General features: G+C 60.3%; 20 protein-coding genes. 11 read left to right on the forward strand and 9 right to left on the reverse strand.

The genetic code is table 11. From position 1 onward, the window contains the following. Positions 1–143 precede the first annotated feature (143 nt). Positions 144–671: a DUF3087 domain-containing protein gene (locus tag NHU87_RS13470; RefSeq protein ID WP_253549047.1), complete on the reverse strand. Its 528-nt coding sequence runs from the start codon at positions 669–671 to the stop codon at positions 144–146. A 228-nt stretch (positions 672–899) separates the two neighbouring features. Between NHU87_RS13470 and ppnN the strand changes: the two genes are divergently transcribed. Then, entirely contained in the window at positions 900–2273 is a 1374-nt protein-coding gene (ppnN, locus tag NHU87_RS13475; RefSeq protein ID WP_253549049.1) for a nucleotide 5'-monophosphate nucleosidase PpnN, read from the forward strand. Positions 2274–2495: 222 nt separating this feature from the next. Here the strand turns inward: ppnN and NHU87_RS13480 are convergent, their stop codons facing one another. Beyond that, positions 2496–3923, reverse strand: coding sequence for an FAD/NAD(P)-binding protein (locus tag NHU87_RS13480; RefSeq protein ID WP_253549051.1), 1428 nt, complete (start codon positions 3921–3923; stop codon positions 2496–2498). 93 nt (positions 3924–4016) lie between these two features. Further along, positions 4017–4580, reverse strand: a complete 564-nt coding sequence (locus tag NHU87_RS13485; protein ID WP_253549053.1) for a helix-turn-helix domain-containing protein — start codon at positions 4578–4580, stop codon at positions 4017–4019. A 15-nt stretch (positions 4581–4595) separates the two neighbouring features. On the opposite strand from NHU87_RS13485, the gene NHU87_RS13490 reads away from it, so the two are divergent. From NHU87_RS13490 to NHU87_RS13520, 7 genes are all read left to right on the forward strand, one after another. Further along, positions 4596–5600: a DMT family transporter gene (locus tag NHU87_RS13490; protein WP_253549548.1), complete on the forward strand. Its 1005-nt coding sequence runs from the start codon at positions 4596–4598 to the stop codon at positions 5598–5600. A gap of 245 nt (positions 5601–5845) precedes the next feature. Further along, on the forward strand, positions 5846–8776 hold the full coding sequence (locus NHU87_RS13495; RefSeq protein WP_253549055.1) for a monovalent cation/H+ antiporter subunit A: 2931 nt from the start codon (positions 5846–5848) through the stop codon (positions 8774–8776). Continuing rightward, positions 8776–9120 (forward strand): Na+/H+ antiporter subunit C, encoded by a 345-nt coding sequence (locus NHU87_RS13500; protein ID WP_008029186.1) that lies wholly within the window; start codon positions 8776–8778, stop codon positions 9118–9120. Before NHU87_RS13495 ends, NHU87_RS13500 begins: the two co-directional genes overlap by 1 nt. Continuing rightward, the gene (locus tag NHU87_RS13505; protein WP_253549057.1) at positions 9117–10802 is read left to right on the forward strand and encodes a monovalent cation/H+ antiporter subunit D; all 1686 of its coding nucleotides are present in this window, start codon (positions 9117–9119) and stop codon (positions 10800–10802) included. The genes NHU87_RS13500 and NHU87_RS13505 overlap by 4 nt, the downstream gene beginning before the upstream one ends. Then, the gene (locus NHU87_RS13510; RefSeq protein WP_253549059.1) at positions 10799–11287 is read left to right on the forward strand and encodes a Na+/H+ antiporter subunit E; all 489 of its coding nucleotides are present in this window, start codon (positions 10799–10801) and stop codon (positions 11285–11287) included. Before NHU87_RS13505 ends, NHU87_RS13510 begins: the two co-directional genes overlap by 4 nt. Continuing rightward, positions 11284–11562 (forward strand): K+/H+ antiporter subunit F, encoded by a 279-nt coding sequence (locus tag NHU87_RS13515; RefSeq protein ID WP_253549061.1) that lies wholly within the window; start codon positions 11284–11286, stop codon positions 11560–11562. The genes NHU87_RS13510 and NHU87_RS13515 overlap by 4 nt, the downstream gene beginning before the upstream one ends. Then, positions 11559–11921 carry a Na+/H+ antiporter subunit G gene (locus tag NHU87_RS13520; RefSeq protein ID WP_007895414.1) on the forward strand — a complete coding sequence of 121 codons (363 nt, stop codon included), beginning with the start codon at positions 11559–11561 and terminating at the stop codon, positions 11919–11921. Before NHU87_RS13515 ends, NHU87_RS13520 begins: the two co-directional genes overlap by 4 nt. Positions 11922–12024: 103 nt before the next feature. Here NHU87_RS13520 and NHU87_RS13525 read toward each other — a convergent pair whose 3' ends face one another. The 4 genes from NHU87_RS13525 to NHU87_RS13540 all read right to left on the reverse strand — a co-directional run bounded on the left by NHU87_RS13525 (position 12025) and on the right by NHU87_RS13540 (position 14501). Beyond that, positions 12025–12462, reverse strand: a complete 438-nt coding sequence (locus tag NHU87_RS13525) for a DUF3995 domain-containing protein (protein ID WP_253549063.1) — start codon at positions 12460–12462, stop codon at positions 12025–12027. 229 nt (positions 12463–12691) lie between these two features. Next, positions 12692–13708 (reverse strand): ABC transporter substrate-binding protein, encoded by a 1017-nt coding sequence (locus NHU87_RS13530; protein WP_253549065.1) that lies wholly within the window; start codon positions 13706–13708, stop codon positions 12692–12694. Positions 13709–13827: 119 nt separating this feature from the next. After that, entirely contained in the window at positions 13828–14031 is a 204-nt protein-coding gene (locus NHU87_RS13535) for a hypothetical protein (RefSeq protein ID WP_253549067.1), read from the reverse strand. Next, a complete protein-coding gene (locus tag NHU87_RS13540; RefSeq protein ID WP_253549069.1) occupies positions 14031–14501 on the reverse strand; it encodes a hypothetical protein in 471 nt (156 codons plus the stop codon). Before NHU87_RS13540 ends, NHU87_RS13535 begins: the two co-directional genes overlap by 1 nt. Positions 14502–14911: 410 nt before the next feature. On the opposite strand from NHU87_RS13540, the gene NHU87_RS13545 reads away from it, so the two are divergent. From NHU87_RS13545 to NHU87_RS13555, 3 genes are all read left to right on the forward strand, one after another. Continuing rightward, the gene (locus tag NHU87_RS13545) at positions 14912–15160 is read left to right on the forward strand and encodes a hypothetical protein (protein WP_253549551.1); all 249 of its coding nucleotides are present in this window, start codon (positions 14912–14914) and stop codon (positions 15158–15160) included. A gap of 157 nt (positions 15161–15317) precedes the next feature. Continuing rightward, positions 15318–15548: a hypothetical protein gene (locus NHU87_RS13550; RefSeq protein WP_253549071.1), complete on the forward strand. Its 231-nt coding sequence runs from the start codon at positions 15318–15320 to the stop codon at positions 15546–15548. Positions 15549–15685: 137 nt separating this feature from the next. Continuing rightward, a complete protein-coding gene (locus NHU87_RS13555) occupies positions 15686–15925 on the forward strand; it encodes a DUF2789 domain-containing protein (protein WP_007907886.1) in 240 nt (79 codons plus the stop codon). 30 nt (positions 15926–15955) lie between these two features. Here the strand turns inward: NHU87_RS13555 and NHU87_RS13560 are convergent, their stop codons facing one another. Both NHU87_RS13560 and NHU87_RS13565 read right to left on the reverse strand, forming a co-directional pair. Further along, entirely contained in the window at positions 15956–17560 is a 1605-nt protein-coding gene (locus tag NHU87_RS13560) for a methyl-accepting chemotaxis protein (RefSeq protein ID WP_253549073.1), read from the reverse strand. 208 nt (positions 17561–17768) lie between these two features. Further along, entirely contained in the window at positions 17769–18173 is a 405-nt protein-coding gene (locus tag NHU87_RS13565; protein ID WP_253549074.1) for a TraR/DksA family transcriptional regulator, read from the reverse strand. Positions 18174–18344: the final 171 nt, after the last annotated feature.

Below are 18344 nucleotides of genomic sequence, written 5' to 3' on the forward strand. Positions count from 1 at the left end.
TCCTTAATCCCTTATGACATGGCGAATTTTCCCGTTCGCCCTTTTAGCGCCAGCCAGCCGTGGCTGGCGCTCGGACCACTATGACTCATCAACGAATACGATAGGTGATTTGCACAAAAATGCTCATCGCCGTGATCGTCAGCCTACTTCTGAGTCTGCTTCACCGCCTCAAGCCAGGCCGGGTTCAATTGCGTCTGTTCGGTCTCGATGCCCAGCGCTTCCATCCGCGCCTTGTGCTGGTCCATCTCACGGATCAGCTGGCTATGGTCGCTGGAGTTGCCGTCCAACTGGTGCATCTGGCTCAGTCCCAGATGATAAAAACGCAGCAGCTTCATGGCGCTCGGATCGCCCTTCTCCACTGCCGCCGTGACCTGGTGCATGACGTTGGTGATGCTCATCAGGCTGCGCTTGAGCTGCCAACCGTAGACCGCTGGCGCCATCCATTGCTGGGTCCAGAACGTGCCGCGCATCAGCGCTACCATCAGCAACAATGCGGCAAACACCCCGCCCACGTTAAAACGCAGGTTGTCGCCGCCGGGCTCACCGAACAACGCCACCGCCGCCGTGGACAGCACCATCGCCAGCGCCAGGAACATCAGGGCGATGATCACTGTGCTGCGCCGCGTCTGGCGTCGATAGGTTTGGGCATTCATTGGCTGGATTTCGAACATCGCGACGGGGTTCCTTGCGTCAATGGTAAAGGGCTCTGTGGCAAAAAGAGTGCGGGGCATTATCGCCTCTGCGAGGGATTTAGCTATGCTGGGGCTCCTTTTCATCTTTTCATCGTCAAACCGGGGAACATGGCGATACAGCGCAGTTCGTGCCATCTTCATCATGGATACACACTATTCGGATGCCATGCGCCTGCCGGCGGGTGACATCGTTTTAAGGATCATTGAATGACCCAACGACATGTAATCAACGCCTCGGTCAGCCCTAAAGGCAGCCTGGAAACACTGTCCCAACGTGAAGTACAACAACTGAGCGAAGCCTCATCCGGCATCACCTACACCCTTTTCCGCCAGTGCGCCCTGGCCATCCTCAATACCGGCGCCCACGTCGATAACGCCAAGACCATTCTGGAAGCCTACAAAGACTTCGAAATCCGCATTCACCAGCAAGACCGTGGCGTGCGCCTGGAACTGCTGAACGCCCCGGCCGATGCCTTCGTCGACGGCGAAATGATCGCCAGCACCCGCGAAATGCTCTTCAGCGCCCTGCGCGACATCGTCTACACCGAAAACGAACTCGACGCCTTGAGCATCGACCTGAGCACCTCCCAGGGCATCAGCGATTACGTCTTCCACTTGCTGCGCAACGCCCGCACCCTGCGCCCCGGCGTCGAACCGAAAATCGTGGTGTGCTGGGGCGGCCACTCGATCAACACCGAAGAATACAAATACACCAAGAAAGTCGGCCACGAACTCGGTTTGCGCAGCCTGGACATCTGCACCGGTTGCGGCCCGGGCGTGATGAAAGGCCCGATGAAAGGCGCGACCATCGCCCATGCCAAACAGCGCATCCACGGCGGCCGCTACCTCGGCTTGACCGAACCCGGGATCATCGCCGCCGAAGCGCCGAACCCGATCGTCAACGAACTGGTGATTCTGCCGGACATCGAAAAACGTCTGGAAGCTTTCGTCCGCGTCGGCCACGGCATCATCATTTTCCCGGGTGGCGCGGGCACGGCCGAAGAGTTCCTCTACCTGCTCGGCATCCTGATGCACCCGGACAATGAAGGCCTGCCCTTCCCCGTGGTCCTCACCGGGCCGAAAAGCGCCGCGCCGTATCTGGAACAGTTGCACGCCTTCGTCGGTGCCACCCTCGGTGAAGCCGCGCAGCAGCACTACGAGATCATCATCGACGACCCGGTTGAAGTGGCACGGCAAATGACTCAAGGCCTGAAAGAGGTCAAACAGTTCCGTCGCGAGCGCAACGACGCGTTCCATTTCAACTGGCTGCTGAAGATTGACGAAGGCTTCCAGCGCCCCTTCGACCCGACCCACGCCAACATGGCCAACCTGCAATTGAGCCGCAATCTGCCCTCCCACGAACTGGCCGCCAACCTGCGCCGCGCGTTCTCCGGCATCGTCGCCGGCAACGTCAAGGACAAGGGCATCCGCCTGATCGAAGAACACGGGCCGTACCAAATCCGTGGCGATGCCGCGGTCATGCAGCCACTGGACAAATTGCTCAAAGCCTTCGTCGCCCAGCACCGGATGAAACTGCCGGGCGGCGCGGAGTATGTGCCGTGTTATCGGGTAGTGGCTTAATACGCAAAACCCTGTGGGGGCTGGCGAAGCCTGCGATCGATCGTTCCCACGCTCTGCGTGGGAATGCCTCAACGGACGCTCTGCGTTCGGCTTCAGGAGGGACACGGAGCGTCCCGGGCTGCGTTCCCACGCAGAGCGTGGGAACGATCAATTCACAGCAAATCCCCTGTGGGAGCGAGCCTGCTCGCGATGAGATCCGAAAAAACACCCTCCAACTGTCTGTCAATCCGCCAGTCGCGCCGCAAGAGACTTGGCCTGGCTCGCCACATCGGTCACTGCCGTGCTCTCCCACCACATCCCGCGCAACGGTGGGCCCATGGCGAACAAACGGCTGGCGACCTGTCCCTCAGCGCTTAGTACCGCGCCGTCATCCGCGGCTGCAATCCCCAACGCCAATGGCCCCGGCCGTACCAGCCCGCGCGCCAATAGCTGCTGCGGCAATGGGCGCGCCACCCGCCGCCAGTCGTATTCGATACCGCTGGAGTTGATCAGCGCCGCGCCATGCACCACGCAGGTTTCGGCCTCGCCACGGCGACGGATGCGGATATTCACCCCGCCGGCCGATGAAGGCTCCAACCCTTTGAAGGATGCAGCCTGAATCCGCAACCGCCCTTCCCCGTGCAACCGTTCCACCAACTCGGCACTCAATGGCGGCGAACGATGGTGATGACTTTCCCACCACGGCCGCACATGCCGCACGAACTGGCGACGCTGCACATCCGTCGCCTGACTCCACAGCCGCCCGATGTGCGCTCGTACGGTGTCCAGTGGCGCTTGCCAGTCGATGCCCTGAGCGATGGCGTCGTGGCAATGCCGGCGCAGTTCACGCATCAATTGGCGCGGCGTGCGGATGCTGTGATCCTCCGCCAGAAAATCCGCCCAGGCCGGAGGCTGTCGCCGCACGTGAGGCAGCAGACCATGACGGGAAAACACTTCGATCGGCCCGCGATGCCCGGCCTGCTCCAGCGACACCACGGCATCGACCATGGTCAGGCCCGAGCCGATGATCAGCACCGTCGACTGCGGATCGAGTTGACGCATGGCGGTCACATCCCAGGGGTCGAGCGCTGCTGCGTTCAAGCCGCTGGATTCGGTTTGCGGCGTGCGCGCGGCGGGGAACATGCCCGTGGCCAGCACCGCATAGGCGCCTTGCAAACGCTGGCCATCGTTCAAGGTTAGGCGTACCGAATCGATATCGATCCGCACATCGACCGCTTCCGCGCGCACATGCTCCACCGTCGAGCCATGCCGCGCGCCCACCACCTGTGCCTCGGCCAGACGCTGCTGCACATACACGCCAAACAGACCACGCGGCGGAAACAGTTCACTGACCGGCACATGCTGCTCATCCGACTCCGGCCAACCACCCGCCGCGATGTACTCGGTCAGCCATTGCGTCAGGTCATCGGCATTGTCCGGATCGACACTCATTCGCGCCGCATTGCCATTGAGCGTATGGCCCAACTCCACCGCGCTGTACGCTTCACCCCGACCAAGTTCGGCCCGGGGTTCGATCACCAGCACCTGACGTTTGCCCGGCAAACGCAACAACTGTGCGGCCAGCATCGTGCCGCTGAGGCCGCCGCCGATGATCAGGATATCTGCGTAGCGAATGGCGGGGGTCAACTGTGCGCTTGGTGTTTCAGTCATGGCGTTCTCACGGATCCATTGAGGCGTACTTGCGCCACATTAGTAGCTTGCTCGGCAAACAGGAAGCTCACCCCCGTGTTGATCGGCGAACAGTCAAATCACCACATTACGCACAAACCGCGTCGCCACCGCACCATCATTGCGATAGGAATGCGGCTGGTTGCTGGCGAACATGAAGAACTCACCGGCAGTGATGTGTTGCTGCTTATCGCCCAGGACCAGGGTCAGGCAGCCTTCAAATACGTAGAGCTGTTCGCTCCAGCCATCGGCATCCGGTTGCGACGGGTAAATTTCGCCTGGTTGCAGACACCATTCCCATTGTTCCACTTCGCGGGTGGCGGTGGCTTTTGACAGTAAAACGGCTTTGCTGCCGGGGATCGTTCCGGCCCAGGCGACTTCGTTGATGCGGCTCGGGTCGCGGGCATCCGGGGCCTGGATCAGATCGCTGAAGGCTACGTCCAGCGCTTCGGCAACCCGGTCGAGAGTGGTCAGGCTGACGTTCTTCTCGCCGGCCTCGATGGCCACCAGCATCCGGCGGCTGACCCCGGACTTTTCAGCCAAAGCAGTCTGGCTCATGTCGGCGGCGTGACGCAGACGTCGGACGTTCTGGCTGACGTGCTGGAGAACCGACGCCCGTTGGGTGGAATCTTTGTGCACTATATTGCTCACTTGATGGTGTTGCGCAGTATACTGCCCAACTTCCGGCGCATTGTGCGTCTCCCTCAGGTAGCGCGCAAGGTCATGACGTCGGTGAACTCCTCCCCTGCTTCCTCCCGTTTCTCACGGTTCAGCAAAGCTGAGTGCGTGTTGGTGCTGATCACCATGGTCTGGGGCGGGACCTTTTTGCTGGTGCAGCATGCAATGACCGTCAGCGGGCCGATGTTTTTCGTCGGTCTGCGTTTTGCTGCGGCAGCAATCATCGTTGCCCTGTTCTCCTGGCGTCATTTGCGCGAACTGACCCTGTTCGAACTCAAGGCCGGGGCGTTTATCGGCGTGGCGATCATGCTCGGTTATGGCTTGCAGACCGTAGGTTTGCAGAGCATCCCCAGCAGTCAGTCGGCATTTATTACCGCGCTGTATGTGCCGTTCGTGCCGTTGCTGCAATGGCTGGTGCTGGGGCGGCGTCCGGGGTTGATGCCGAGCATCGGGATCATGCTGGCCTTTACCGGGTTGATGCTGCTGTCGGGACCTGCCGGCGCTTCTTTCAATTTCAGCCCCGGTGAAATCGCCACATTGATCAGCGCCGTGGCGATTGCGGCGGAGATCATTCTTATCAGCACCTATGCTGGCCAGGTCGACGTGCGTCGGGTGACGGTGGTGCAACTGGCGGTGACGTCGGTGCTGGCGTTTTTGATGGTGGTGCCGACTCAGGAAGTGATTCCGGGGTTCTCGTGGTTGCTGTTGTGCAGCGCATTGGGGCTGGGTGCGGCGAGTGCGGCGATTCAGGTGGCGATGAACTGGGCGCAGAAGAGTGTGTCGCCGACGCGGGCGACGTTGATCTACGCCGGGGAGCCGGTATGGGCCGGGATTGTCGGGCGGATAGCCGGGGAGCGGTTGCCGGCGATTGCGTTGGTCGGGGCGGGATTGATTGTGGCGGCGGTGATTGTCAGTGAGTTGAAGACCAAGGGTAAGGTTGCTTCGCCTGAAGAGGAGTTGGAGCAGGAAGCACAGGGATAGGCGTGAAATCTGCGGTGATTGATAGATTGCTTTCGCGGGCAAGCCTCGCTCCTACGATTTCGTGTCGTTTCCTGTAGGAGCGAGGCTTGCCCGCGAAGGGGTCGGAACGGTTGAAACCGGCCTTTCGAAACAAGGAAAAACAGGAATTTTCCATCCACTTTGTAGGATTCTGCGACAGCTTGGCGTTTGGTGATCCGGGAGCTGGCACGTATGATGCTTCACAAACTTCCGCAGATTAGAAGCCTATGTCTCTGATAGTTCTACTGCTTCTGCCTTTTATCGGCAGCTGTCTGGCAGCCTTGCTGCCGCACAATGCGCGTAACACCGAATCGCTGTTGGCTGGCCTGGTTGCCCTTATCGGCACCGTCCAGGTCGCCCTCTTGTACCCGCAAATCGCCGATGGCGGAGTGATCCGCGAAGAGTTCTTCTGGCTACCCAGCCTTGGCTTGAACTTCGTTTTGCGCATGGACGGTTTCGCCTGGCTGTTCTCGATGCTGGTGCTAGGCATCGGCACGCTGGTTTCCTTGTACGCCCGCTATTACATGTCGCCGGACGATCCGGTGCCGCGCTTCTTCGCGTTTTTCCTGGCGTTCATGGGCGCCATGCTGGGGTTGGTGATTTCCGGCAACCTGATCCAGATGGTGTTTTTCTGGGAACTGACCAGCCTCTTCTCATTCCTGTTGATCGGCTACTGGCACCACCGCGCCGATGCGCGACGTGGTGCCTATATGGCGTTGATGGTCACCGGCGCCGGCGGTTTGTGTTTGCTGGCGGGGGTCATGCTGCTCGGCCATGTGGTCGGCAGCTACGACCTGGACAAGGTCCTGGCCGCCGGCGATCTGATTCGTGCACATGCCCTCTACCCTATTCTGCTTCCCCTGATCCTGATCGGCGCCCTGAGCAAAAGTGCGCAATTCCCCTTCCACTTCTGGCTGCCCCATGCCATGGCGGCGCCGACACCGGTTTCTGCCTATCTGCACTCGGCGACCATGGTCAAGGCCGGGGTCTTCCTGCTCGCACGCCTGTGGCCGTCGCTGTCCGGTAGTGAAGAATGGTTCTACATCGTCAGCGGGGCCGGGGCCTGTACGCTGTTGCTCGGCGCTTACTGCGCAATGTTCCAGAACGACCTCAAGGGCCTGCTGGCCTACTCGACCATCAGCCACCTGGGCCTGATCACCCTGCTGCTGGGCCTGAACAGTCCGTTGGCCGCCGTGGCCGCAGTGTTCCACATTCTCAACCACGCCACGTTCAAGGCCTCGCTGTTCATGGCTGCCGGGATCATCGACCACGAAAGCGGCACCCGGGACATTCGCAAACTCAGTGGGCTGATCAAACTGATCCCGTTCACCGCCACCCTGGCCATGGTCGCCAGTGCCTCCATGGCCGGCGTGCCGCTGCTCAATGGCTTCCTGTCGAAAGAGATGTTCTTCGCCGAAACCGTGTTCATCAACGCGACGGCCTGGATCGAGATGACCCTGCCGATCGTCGCGACCATCGCCGGGACGTTCAGCGTGGCTTATTCCCTGCGCTTCACCGTCGATGTGTTCTTCGGCCCGACCGCCACCGACCTGCCGCACACCCTGCACGAACCGCCACGCTGGATGCGTGCGCCGGTGGAATTGCTGGTGTTCACCTGTCTGGTGGTGGGGATCTTCCCGGCGCAAGTGGTCGGCCCGTTGCTCGTGGCAGCGGCATTGCCGGTGGTGGGCGGCACGCTGCCCGAGTACAGCCTGGCGATCTGGCACGGCTGGAACGCGCCGATGATCATGAGTCTGATCGCCATGTCCTGCGGCATCATCCTCTATCTGCTGCTGCGCAATCAGCTCAAGCGCGGGCGCTTCACGCATCCGCCGGTGATCAGCCATTTCAACGGCAAGCGCCTGTTCGAGCGCAGTCTGGTGATCATGATGCGCCTGGCCCGTCGTCTGGAACGGCGGATCAGCACTCGGCGCCTGCAAACCCAACTGTTTCTGGTGGTGCTCGCCGCGGTGTTGGCGGGGTTGATCCCGATGCTGCACAGCAGCCTGAGCTGGGGCGACCGGCCGAAAATTCCGGGCTCGATCGTGTTCGTGACCCTCTGGCTGCTGGCGATTGCCTGTGCCCTTGGCGCGGCGTGGCAAGCCAAGTATCACCGGCTCGCAGCCCTGACCATGGTCAGCGTCTGCGGCCTGATGACCTGCGTGACTTTCGTCTGGTTCTCGGCACCGGATCTGGCCCTGACGCAATTGGCAGTGGAAGTGGTGACCACCGTGCTCATCCTCCTCGGGCTGCGCTGGCTGCCGCGACGGATCGAAGAGGTCTCGCCGTTGCCGAGCAGTCTGCGCAAGGCACGCATCCGCCGTATCCGCGACTTGCTGCTGTCGATCACGGTCGGTGGCGGCATGGCGCTGCTGTCCTACGCGATGTTGACGCGCCAGACGCCCAACGATATTTCTTCGTTCTACCTCAGTCGCGCCCTGTCCGAAGGCGGCGGCAGCAACGTGGTCAACGTGATGCTGGTGGACTTCCGTGGCTTCGACACCCTTGGCGAAATCACCGTGCTGGTGGCCGTGGCCCTGGCTGTGTTCGCCCTGCTGCGACGCTTCCGTCCACCGAAAGAAAGCCTGCAACTGCCGGCCCAACAGCGCTTGCTCGCGCCCGACGTGGTCACCGACTTGGTCAACCCGCGTCACGCCAGCGACACCGCGCTCGGTTTCATGATGGTGCCGGCGGTGCTGGTGCGTTTGCTGTTGCCGATCGCGCTGGTGGTCTCGTTCTATCTGTTCTTGCGCGGGCACAATCAGCCCGGTGGCGGTTTCGTCGCCGGTCTGGTGATGTCGGTGGCGTTCATCCTGCAATACATGGTCGCCGGCACCCAGTGGGTCGAGGCGCAAATGAGCCTGCGACCGCTGCGCTGGATGGGCACCGGGCTGCTGTTCGCCACGGTCACCGGGCTCGGGGCAATGGCGGCCGGCTATCCATTCCTCACCACCCACACCTGGCATTTCACATTGCCGCTGCTGGGCGACATTCACATCGCCAGCGCGCTGTTCTTCGACATTGGCGTGTACGCGGTGGTGGTCGGTTCGACGCTGTTGATCCTGACCGCCCTCGCCCACCAATCGGTACGCGGTCATAAAACCAGCGCGCAACCCAAGCCCGTGGCCAAAGCGGCTGCCACGCAAGGAGCCATCTGATGGAAGAAGTCATCGCAATCGCCATCGGTGTGCTGGCCGCGTCCGGCGTATGGCTGGTGCTGCGGCCACGGACATTTCAGGTGGTCATGGGTCTGTGCCTGCTGTCCTACGGCGTCAACCTGTTCATCTTCAGCATGGGCAGCCTGTTCATCGGCAAGGAGCCGAACATCAAGGACGGCGTGCCTCAGGATTTGCTGCACTACACCGACCCGCTGCCGCAAGCGTTGGTGCTGACCGCGATCGTCATCAGCTTCGCCATGACCGCGCTGTTCCTGGTGGTGCTGCTCGCCTCCCGGGGCCTGACCGGTACCGACCATGTGGATGGCCGGGAGCCTAAAGAATGAATCCGATGGCGCACCTGATCGCTGCACCGATTCTGCTACCGCTGCTGACTGCCGCCGTGATGCTGATGCTCGGCGAGAAACATCGCCCGTTAAAGGCCAAAATCAATCTGTTCTCCAGCCTGCTGGGGCTGGGCATTGCCGTGATGCTGCTGCAATGGACGCAAACCACCGGCGTTCCTGGTTCCATCGGCGTGTACCTGCCGGGCAACTGGCCGGTGCCGTTCGGCATTGTGCTGGTAGTCGATCGTCTGTCAGCGCTGATGCTGGTGCTGACCGGGATCATCGGCGTCAGCGCCCTGCTGTTCGCCATGGCGCGCTGGGATGGCGCGGGTTCGAGTTTCCACGCGCTGTTCCAGATTCAGTTGATGGGCCTGTACGGCGCCTTCCTGACGGCAGACCTGTTCAACCTGTTCGTGTTTTTCGAAGTGCTGCTGGCCGCTTCCTACGGGCTGATGCTGCACGGTTCGGGCCGGGCGCGGGTGTCGTCGGGGCTGCATTACATCTCGATCAATCTGCTGGCCTCGTCGCTGTTTCTGATTGGCGCGGCGCTGATCTACGGCGTCACCGGCACGCTGAACATGGCCGACCTGGCGCTGAAAATCCCGCTGGTGCCCGAAGCCGATCGCGGCTTGCTGCATGCCGGCGCGGCGATTCTGGCGGTGGCGTTCCTGGCCAAGGCCGGGATGTGGCCGCTGAACTTCTGGCTGGTGCCGGCCTATTCCGCGGCCAGCGCACCAGTAGCGGCAATGTTCGCGATCATGACCAAGGTCGGCGTCTACACCTTGCTGCGCCTGTGGACGCTGCTGTTCTCCGGGCAGGCAGGAGCATCCGCGTACTTCGGTGGCGACTGGCTGATCTACGGCGGCATGGCGACCATCGTCTGCGCCGCCGTGGCGATCCTCGCCGCCCAACGCCTGGAACGCATGGCCAGCCTGAGCATTCTGGTATCGGCAGGCATTCTGTTGTCGGCCATCGGTTTCGCCCAGCCGAACCTGATCGGCGCGGCGTTGTTCTATCTGGTCAGCTCGACCCTGGCCTTGAGCGCGCTGTTCCTGCTGGCCGAGTTGATCGAGCGTTCGCGTTCGGCGAATGAAATGCCGCTGGACGATGACGGTGAGTTGCTGCCACGGCCGCTGGAATCCTTGCAGCCGCCCAAAGGCTTCAACCTCGATGACGACCAGAAAGCCGTGGTCGGCCAGGTGATTCCCTGGACCATGGCCTTCCTCGGTTTGAGCTTCATCGCCTGCGCCCTGCTGATCATCGGCATGCCGCCGCTTTCCGGGTTTATCGGCAAACTCAGTCTGCTCAGTGCTTTGCTCAATCCGATGGGGCTGGGTATTGGCAGCGACGAACCGATATCGAATGGCGCGTGGGCTCTGCTCGCCCTGTTGATCCTGTCCGGGCTGGCCTCGCTGATCGCTTTCGCGCGTTTGGGCATCCAGCGTTTCTGGACCCCACAAGAGCGGCCGTCACCCTTGCTGCGGCGCCTGGAATGCGTGCCGATCGTTATTCTGCTGGGGCTGAGCATTGCGCTGACGTTCAAGGCTGAACCGCTGCTGCGCTACACCCAGGCCGCCGCCCAGGCATTGAATAACCCGCAGCAATACGTGATGGCGGTGCTCGGCACACGCCCGATTCCGAACCCGCAGGCCAGCGCAGCACAAGTGGAGGTGCAACCATGAAGCGTCTGTTTCCTGCACCCTGGTTGTCGTTGGCGTTGTGGCTGCTGTGGCTGGTGTTGAACCTGTCGATGAGCCCCGGCAATCTACTGCTGGGCGCCGTGCTGGGGTTCTGCGCGCCTTTGATGATGCGCAAACTGCGACCCCTGCCGATCCGCATTCGTCGTCCCGGGGTGATTGTGCGTTTGTTCTTGCTGGTCGGGCGCGACGTGCTGGTGTCCAACCTCGCCGTAGCCTGGGGCGTGCTCAATGCGGGCCGTCGTGCTCCTCGCTCGCGGTTCATCAAGGTGCCACTGGATTTGCGCGATGCCAACGGCCTCGCGGCGCTGTCGATGATCTGCACGGTAGTGCCCGGCACAGTCTGGTCGGAACTGGCGCTGGATCGCAGCATTCTGTTGCTGCACGTTTTCGATCTGGATGACGAAAGCCAATTCATCCAGCACTTCAAGACGACCTACGAGCGCCCCTTGATGGAGATCTTCGAATGAGCGCATTGCTGTCGAACGCGATACTGTTGAGCCTGTTCATTTTTTCGGTGGCGATGATTCTGACCCTGATCCGCCTGTTCAAGGGTCCGTCGGCTCAGGATCGGGTTCTGGCCCTGGATTACCTGTACATCATCGCCATGCTGATGATGCTCACGCTGGGCATTCGTTATGCCAGTGACACCTACTTCGAGGCGGCACTGCTGATCGCCCTGCTCGGCTTCGTCGGCTCGTTTGCCCTGGCCAAATTCCTGCTGCGTGGCGAGGTGATCGAATGAGGCCTGAACTGTCTCTGTGGGTGGAAATTGCCGTGGCGATTCTGCTGGTGCTCAGCAGCCTGTTTACGCTGATCGGCGCGGTCGGGCTGTTGCGGATGAAGGATTATTTCCAGCGCATGCACCCGCCGGCACTGGCCTCGACCTTGGGCGCGTGGTGCGTGGCATTGGCTTCGATCATTTACTTTTCGGCGCTCAAATCGGCGCCGGTGCTGCATGCCTGGCTGATTCCGGTTCTGCTGTCGATCACCGTGCCGGTGACCACCCTGCTGCTGGCCCGGGCGGCGCTGTTTCGCAAGCGCATGGCGGGGGATGATGTACCGGCGGAGGTGAGTAGTCGGCGTACGGAAAGCGGGAGTTAAATCCACGGGTTTGTGTTGAATGGTGGTGCCTCTTCGCGGGCAAGCCTCGCTCCTACAGGTTATGCGCAAACCTTGTAGGAGCGAGGCTTGCCCGCGAAGCTTTTCAGATCCAGGCGACAGCCAACAACCCGGCCCCCAACACCACACACAGCGGTGAATAAGCCCAGGTGTCGAGCCGCGCAAACTGCGAATCCTTGACCTCCTTGAAGAACCCCACCAAATTCGAATCGCCGATCGCCCGGGCGAACATCAGCATCGCGATTGCGCTGATCACCCATTGCAGCGACCAATGATGCACCGTGGGCAGATACAGCCCGACCCGCAGGCATACCAGCATCGCGATCAGCAGCAAGCCCACCGCCACCAGCAATGTGGCAAAGCCCGACGGCTTGAACGCGGGCCTTGAGGCCTCACCGCCCTCCCCGGGCACTCGCGGCACCGCCGCCTCGCTGCCCCACTTGCCACCTGCGGCCCAGTACAGATGCACCAGGCTGATGAATAGAAAGATTGCCGCAATCCATTGCGCGACCAAAAGGCTCATATTCAGACATCCAGCATGAAATGTCGCAGCAGGATGAACTTCCTTGCGCGTTTTTGTAAGGGTCTTCGCTATCGAACAGTAGCTCGGCTGCAAATGCGGTTAGAAGCGCCCCCGTAGGAGCTGCCGCAGGCTGCGATCTTTTGATCTTGTTTTTTAGAATCAAAGTCAAAAGATCGCAGCCTGCGGCAGCTCCTACGGGGTTTATGTACACCCGGGATTCCCGGGCGGTTTATTTCAGGGCGGCGGAGACTTTATCCGCCACGTCCTTGGGCACCCAGGCCTGCCACACGTCCGGGTGCGCCTTCATGAACGCCTCCGCCGCTTGTCGTGGCGGAGTGTGTTTTTCGCTCATGTCAGCCAAGGCCTTATTCAACGCTTCGATCGGCAAATCGACCTTGCTGAAGAACTCGGCAATCTGCGGGTATTGTTTCTGGAATGGCGTGGACACACCGATGGACAGCTTCGAGGGCAGCGAGCGAGTCGGTTTCGGATTGGGGTGGTCGGCGTCGGTCAGGGTTTTCCAGGCTTCGGCGTCGAATGGCGGCTCTTGCAGCTGAATCAACTTGAATCGGCCGAGCAACGGCGTCGGCGACCAGTAATAGAACAGGACCGGCTTGCCGCGACGAATCGACGAACTGATCTCCGCGTCCAGCGCCGCCCCCGAACCACTGCGAAAGTTCACGTAGCTGTCGTCCAGCCCATACGCCTTGAGCTTCTGCTTGTTGACCACTTCCGACGTCCAGCCGATCGGGCTGTTGAGGAAACGCCCCTTGCCCGGGGTTTCCGGGTCTTTGAACACGTGCTTGTAGCGTGGCAGATCACTGATACTGCGCAGATCCGGCGCCATCGGCTTGATGCCCTTGGCCGGATCGCCCTTGATTACATACTCCGGCACCCACCAGCCCTCGGTGGCGCCCTTGACCGTATCGCCCAGGGCCGCGACTTTGCCTTCGGCTTCAGCCTTGACCCAGACCGGACTGCGACCGGCCCATTCTTCGCCGATCACCTGAATGTCATTGTTGGCCAATGCGGTCTCCAGGGTAATGGTCGTCCCCGGCAAGGTGTCGGTCGGCAAGCCGTAACCCTTCTCGACAATGATCCGCAGAATATCAGTGATCAGGCTGCCACTTTCCCAGTTCAGGTCGGCGAAATGGATGGGCGCCTGGGCAGCGAACACCGGAACGGGTGAAGCCAACAAACCGAACGCGGCCAGGGTAGCGGCCAGTAACCGTCGAAATCCCCTCATGCTTTTGCACCTCGTGCTGTTCACAGCAATAGCAGGATGGCCTGACAAAGAAGACCGCAAGCCTCTGAATACTCAGTCATCTGACTGTAGTTGAGGTTCCTGCTTTCGAGGGGCGAGGATTAATTTTCGGAAGGTTCCTGCAAGCGTGCAAGCTCTCTTCTGACCATGCTGGCGTACGCCGCCGGACGCAACAGGTAGATCTGTGACGCCACCCAACTCAGCCAGGCTCCCTGTAGAACGGCCCTTTGAGCCAACAAGCGCTGCGCTTCGGTGTGCGCACTGGCCTGGTTCTGTTCGTGGAAATCGGCGCGGGTCAGGCTCATTACTCGCTGGCCTTGAAGGTCACCAGTTCGCCCTTGCGCCACTTGGCGGCCTTGGCGGTTACGGCTTTCAGGGTTTTGGTCACGCCTTCCTGCAATTGTTGATGGGCCGCGAACACCATCACCACGCTATGACCTTCCTTGAACACAATGCCGTGGCCATCTGCGGTGGTCACGAACGCGTAATCCCCCAGCCCGTACACCGTCAGCTTTATTTCGCGGAACTTGATGTCCAGCTTGCCACCTTCGCGGCTGGGCAACACCGAGGCACTGAAATGATCGCCAACCTTGAGCTTAAGCCCTGGTTTGTCATCCACCACCAGCGCAGATTCAGTGTCGAGCTCGGCAATGTAAATGCCTTCAGCGTTCTGTTCGGTGATGTAGACGAAACGTGACTGAAACTGTTTAACCAGCTTTGCGCGCAAATCACCCAGTACGAACAAAGCATGCATATCGAGATTACTTACTGCCAAGGAAACATCCCCACATCTGAAAATGACGCCGTACGCCGGAAACGCGCACAGCAGAAAAAAGCGGCAATGCCGAGGTGTAGCCAAATGACCCGGGTCGAATCCTGGAATGAGCAGAGGGCCCATTCATCGCGAGGTTTGAGAAGATTACTGGAACATCCCTCACGTCGTCTTGCCTGGCGGTCGTCAGATGTTGAAGGAAAACGCCCTTCTGACGGCCAGATAAAACCGGATTACCAACTTTAGGGAAAAATCTCTTTAAAAAAAGCACTTTTCCGACATATCGCCAGTAAAAAATTGCTTTAGATGGGCATCAATTGCCAACCATTGATAGCGATTCTAGAGCAGCCATGCTCATCGAGACTACCCATAACACCGTACACACGTCGGTAAAACCACGAAAAGGACTTCATATGTGCACACTGACTCACTTTGCCCAGCCTCACACACGGCACACAATCGGCTCGTCACCTCTGCATTCGATGGGGCTCCGCCAGCAGGACTTCCTGCCTGAAGAGCGTCTGATCCCGCGCTTTCAGGTGGTATTGGCCGGCAACGCCTTTTTCCACATCAGGGAAATATCCACCGGACTTGTAAGAGGTTTCCGCGGCAATCATAACGACGCCTGCGCCCTTGCCCGTTCACTCGAGGCACGCAGTTGAGGCACCTGCTGCATTCACGTCTATAGACGTTTCGTCATGCCGGCGACTTAACTCAGCCGCCGGCAGGCAACTACTGCCATACTGCCCGACCAATGAAACCCGTCCCCAGGGCGGACGGCGTTCAACACAACAATTATTTCCAAGGGAAGACTGCTACGTGACGGAATTTGATATCGGTGAATTTTTTATCCGGGGCGAAGCCAGAGAGATCGAAGGCGAATTCCAGGCAGTCATTATCATGCGCGCCAAACCGCCGTTGACCACTGTGACGTATCACCAGGTCGAAAAGGATCGCTGGTTCAAGACCGCGGATGTCGCGGCCGTCGCCGCCCAGGAAGCCGCGAAAGCCCTGAAGCTTGCCGTTGATGAAGGGGCATTGAAAGCCTGATCATTGGATTTGCAGTCTATGCTCATCCCTGCTTTTGAATATCGCTATCGAACTCCTGAAGCGCGGCTCCCACGACTGCAATGAAGCTGCGCCTCGGATTTCGCCTCGACGCGACGGATTACTGCAAGGAGATGAAGATGGACTCACCCACACATGATTTGAAAGGCTTGTTCGATCAGCTTGGTCTGGATTCCAGCGAAAAGGCCATCGACGATTTCATTGCCCGTCATTCACCCTTGGCCGACGACAAAAAACTCATCGACGCCGAATTCTGGACCCCGCAACAAGCCGGTTTCCTCAAGGAGCAACTGCGCGAGGACGCCGATTGGGCCCATGTGGTCGACGACCTGAACCTGCGCATGCACCAGATCCACTAGCCTGAGGCTCAATGCAGGCTGTCGGTCCTCTCAGCGAGGACTTTGCGGCTTGTAACCCAGGCGCAAACCACCCCAATGCCGGCCCTTGAGCATGATGGGCACCGAGAGGTCGTGCATCAGTTCACCGGTGTCGCGGGTGTATGTTTGCAACAGCACCGCTTGTTGATGGCTGCCACAGCGGATCCCGGTGCGGTCGGCGAATTTGCGCTTGGTGCGGTTTTGCAGGGTATCGACCTGCACGTCACCGGTCAGCGGTTTACTGAACACGGTGTTATGGGTCGGCACATACCCCTGCTGCGTGCAGGCGATGGCGAACACCAGGCCTTCATGGCGCGGCAGCAACGGTTCCTGGATCGCCGGCAATACCTGATCGGTGTAGCGGTCGAAGCGGGTCTGGTATTTGGCCGGGCTGGTGTTGGGGATCGCCTGGTAACTGCGATCAAACAGGTCATCCAGGCTGATCCGGCCCTGATCGATATCCGCTTCGAAGCGTGCCGCAATCTGACTCGCGCCTTCGCGGGCCAGGTCGTAAATCCGCTGGTGATAGTCATCCAACCCTACTTCGGCCAGGCGTTCGCTGATGGTTTCGGCCTGCCCTTCCATTTGCACCGCTGCCTGGGCGAGCCGCTGGGTCTGCTGGTCGCTGATCGCCAGATCGCTGCGCATCTGTTCGATGGCGTGGAACAGACTGTCGAGTTGTTCGCGGTTGGTGTCCGCGCCTTGAGCGATCTCCCCGACCTGCCTTTCGACGCCGTCGGTCAGGCGAGCGATGTTTTCCAGATGCTTTCCGGTGTGCTCGACTTGCGCGACGCCGGTATTCAGATCGCTGGCCAGTTGACGAATCTGCTCCACCACTTGCGCGGTGCGTTGCTGAATGTCGGCGACCATCTCCCCGACTTCACCGGTCGCTGTCGCCGTGCGCGCGGCCAGCCCTCGTACCTCATCGGCCACCACCGCAAAGCCGCGACCGTGCTCGCCGGCCCGCGCCGCCTCGATGGCCGCGTTCAGCGCCAACAAATTGGTCTGGCTGGCGATGGACTGGATTACCAGCGTGACCCGCTGGATATCGTCGCTGCGCAGGCTCAGGGCTTCGATCAGCTCGCGGCTGCCGCTGGCACGCTGACTGAGTTGATGCATGCGCGCGATGGACTCGACCAGTTCCGTGCGCCCGGCCGCGCTGCTCTGATGGGCTTCACTGGCTGCGCTCAAGGCTTCCCGACTGAGTTTCGACGTAGCGTGTTCGGTGGCGATCATCACTTCGGCGCTACTGACAATCTGCGCCGCGGCGTTGAGCTGCGATTGCAGTTTGTCCGCCAGTTGCTTGACCGAGTAGGCCACGCCGGCGGCCGATAAGGCGTTATGACTGGTGGTGTAGGAAAGATCGCGAGTCAACCCGGCGATGGCGCTGGAGCTGTCCGCAGGGGTTGCGTCAGGGAGAGTGCGTGAGCGCAGGCGCGGCAACCAGATAATCAGCACGGCCAACGGCAGGCCAAGGTAAAGCGACCAGCCAGCCAATGTTATGGCGCACAGCAATAGCATCAGGGCGATGCTTTGCAGGGTCGGCGTCAGCCAAAGGTTTTTCGGCAAAAGTACTGGTGCAGGCATTGCCCCAACCAGAGATCCGTCTCTCGTCATCTTCGTCACCCCACGCGTCTTCTAATTGTTGTGATCGCATTAAACGCCACTACAAAGCCATTATCTATGGTCCATTAGTAGTGGGGGGTTGTAGCAGATCAATAGAAGTGCGCGAGATTTTTCGGCCGACAAAAAGCTTCGCGGACAAGCCTCGCTCCTACAGACATCCGTAGGAGCGAGGCTTGCCCGCGATGGGGGCGCTACTGAATCAGGCCTGACGCTGGTGCTTGTCGATCTGCTCGTGACGCTCTTGAGCTTCGATGCAGTATTTGGTGGTCGGGCTGATCAGCAGGCGTTTCAGGCCGATGGCCTCGCCGCTGTCGTCGCACCAGCCAAAGCTGTCTTCCTTGATGCGTTCCAGGGCCTGTTCCAACTGAGGCAGCATGCGCTGGTCGCGATCGATCGCGTTCACCAGCCAGGTGCGCTCTTCTTCGACGGAAGCCGCGTCAGCCGGATCGGCCGGGGTGTCCAGGCTCTCGATGGCGATGCGATTCTGCTCGATGCGCCCATGGGTTTCGACTTTCATGTTCTGCAACAGCTCGGAGAAAAAAGCATGTTGCTCGGCATTCATGTAGTCATCCGCCGGCATGGCCAGCAACTTGTCCTTTGTCATTGATATCTCTATAAAAAAACGTGCATTAAGGCGAATTAGGGAGCGATCCGTTGAACCTGAAGCGGTCATTGGAAAGGCGCCGTTTATTCCAAGCGCCACCCGGCACTCAATTTACGAGGGGCGGCAGTCTAAGGCCGACTTGAGGCCTCAGCAACTGAAAAGACAGCAAAT

The organism is Pseudomonas mandelii, from assembly GCF_024138395.1.
Taxonomy (GTDB): Bacteria; Pseudomonadota; Gammaproteobacteria; order Pseudomonadales; family Pseudomonadaceae; genus Aquipseudomonas; species Aquipseudomonas mandelii_E.

What these genes read in the sequence shown, in the direction of transcription:
- NHU87_RS13500 (WP_008029186.1), top strand. Translation starts at nt 8,776, where the DNA reads ATGGAAGAAGTCATCGCAATCGCCATCGGTGTGCTGGCCGCGTCCGGC.
- NHU87_RS13545 (WP_253549551.1), top strand. Translation starts at nt 14,912, where the DNA reads ATGTGCACACTGACTCACTTTGCCCAGCCTCACACACGGCACACAATC.
- NHU87_RS13565 (WP_253549074.1), bottom strand. Translation starts at nt 18,173, where the DNA reads ATGACAAAGGACAAGTTGCTGGCCATGCCGGCGGATGACTACATGAAT.
- NHU87_RS13470 (WP_253549047.1), bottom strand. Translation starts at nt 671, where the DNA reads ATGTTCGAAATCCAGCCAATGAATGCCCAAACCTATCGACGCCAGACG.
- ppnN (WP_253549049.1), top strand. Translation starts at nt 900, where the DNA reads ATGACCCAACGACATGTAATCAACGCCTCGGTCAGCCCTAAAGGCAGC.
- NHU87_RS13525 (WP_253549063.1), bottom strand. Translation starts at nt 12,462, where the DNA reads ATGAGCCTTTTGGTCGCGCAATGGATTGCGGCAATCTTTCTATTCATC.
- NHU87_RS13520 (WP_007895414.1), top strand. Translation starts at nt 11,559, where the DNA reads ATGAGGCCTGAACTGTCTCTGTGGGTGGAAATTGCCGTGGCGATTCTG.
- NHU87_RS13480 (WP_253549051.1), bottom strand. Translation starts at nt 3,923, where the DNA reads ATGACTGAAACACCAAGCGCACAGTTGACCCCCGCCATTCGCTACGCA.
- NHU87_RS13560 (WP_253549073.1), bottom strand. Translation starts at nt 17,560, where the DNA reads ATGACGAGAGACGGATCTCTGGTTGGGGCAATGCCTGCACCAGTACTT.
- NHU87_RS13490 (WP_253549548.1), top strand. Translation starts at nt 4,596, where the DNA reads ATGGTGTTGCGCAGTATACTGCCCAACTTCCGGCGCATTGTGCGTCTC.
- NHU87_RS13535 (WP_253549067.1), bottom strand. Translation starts at nt 14,031, where the DNA reads ATGAGCCTGACCCGCGCCGATTTCCACGAACAGAACCAGGCCAGTGCG.
- NHU87_RS13530 (WP_253549065.1), bottom strand. Translation starts at nt 13,708, where the DNA reads ATGAGGGGATTTCGACGGTTACTGGCCGCTACCCTGGCCGCGTTCGGT.
- NHU87_RS13515 (WP_253549061.1), top strand. Translation starts at nt 11,284, where the DNA reads ATGAGCGCATTGCTGTCGAACGCGATACTGTTGAGCCTGTTCATTTTT.
- NHU87_RS13495 (WP_253549055.1), top strand. Translation starts at nt 5,846, where the DNA reads ATGTCTCTGATAGTTCTACTGCTTCTGCCTTTTATCGGCAGCTGTCTG.
- NHU87_RS13505 (WP_253549057.1), top strand. Translation starts at nt 9,117, where the DNA reads ATGAATCCGATGGCGCACCTGATCGCTGCACCGATTCTGCTACCGCTG.
- NHU87_RS13555 (WP_007907886.1), top strand. Translation starts at nt 15,686, where the DNA reads ATGGACTCACCCACACATGATTTGAAAGGCTTGTTCGATCAGCTTGGT.
- NHU87_RS13510 (WP_253549059.1), top strand. Translation starts at nt 10,799, where the DNA reads ATGAAGCGTCTGTTTCCTGCACCCTGGTTGTCGTTGGCGTTGTGGCTG.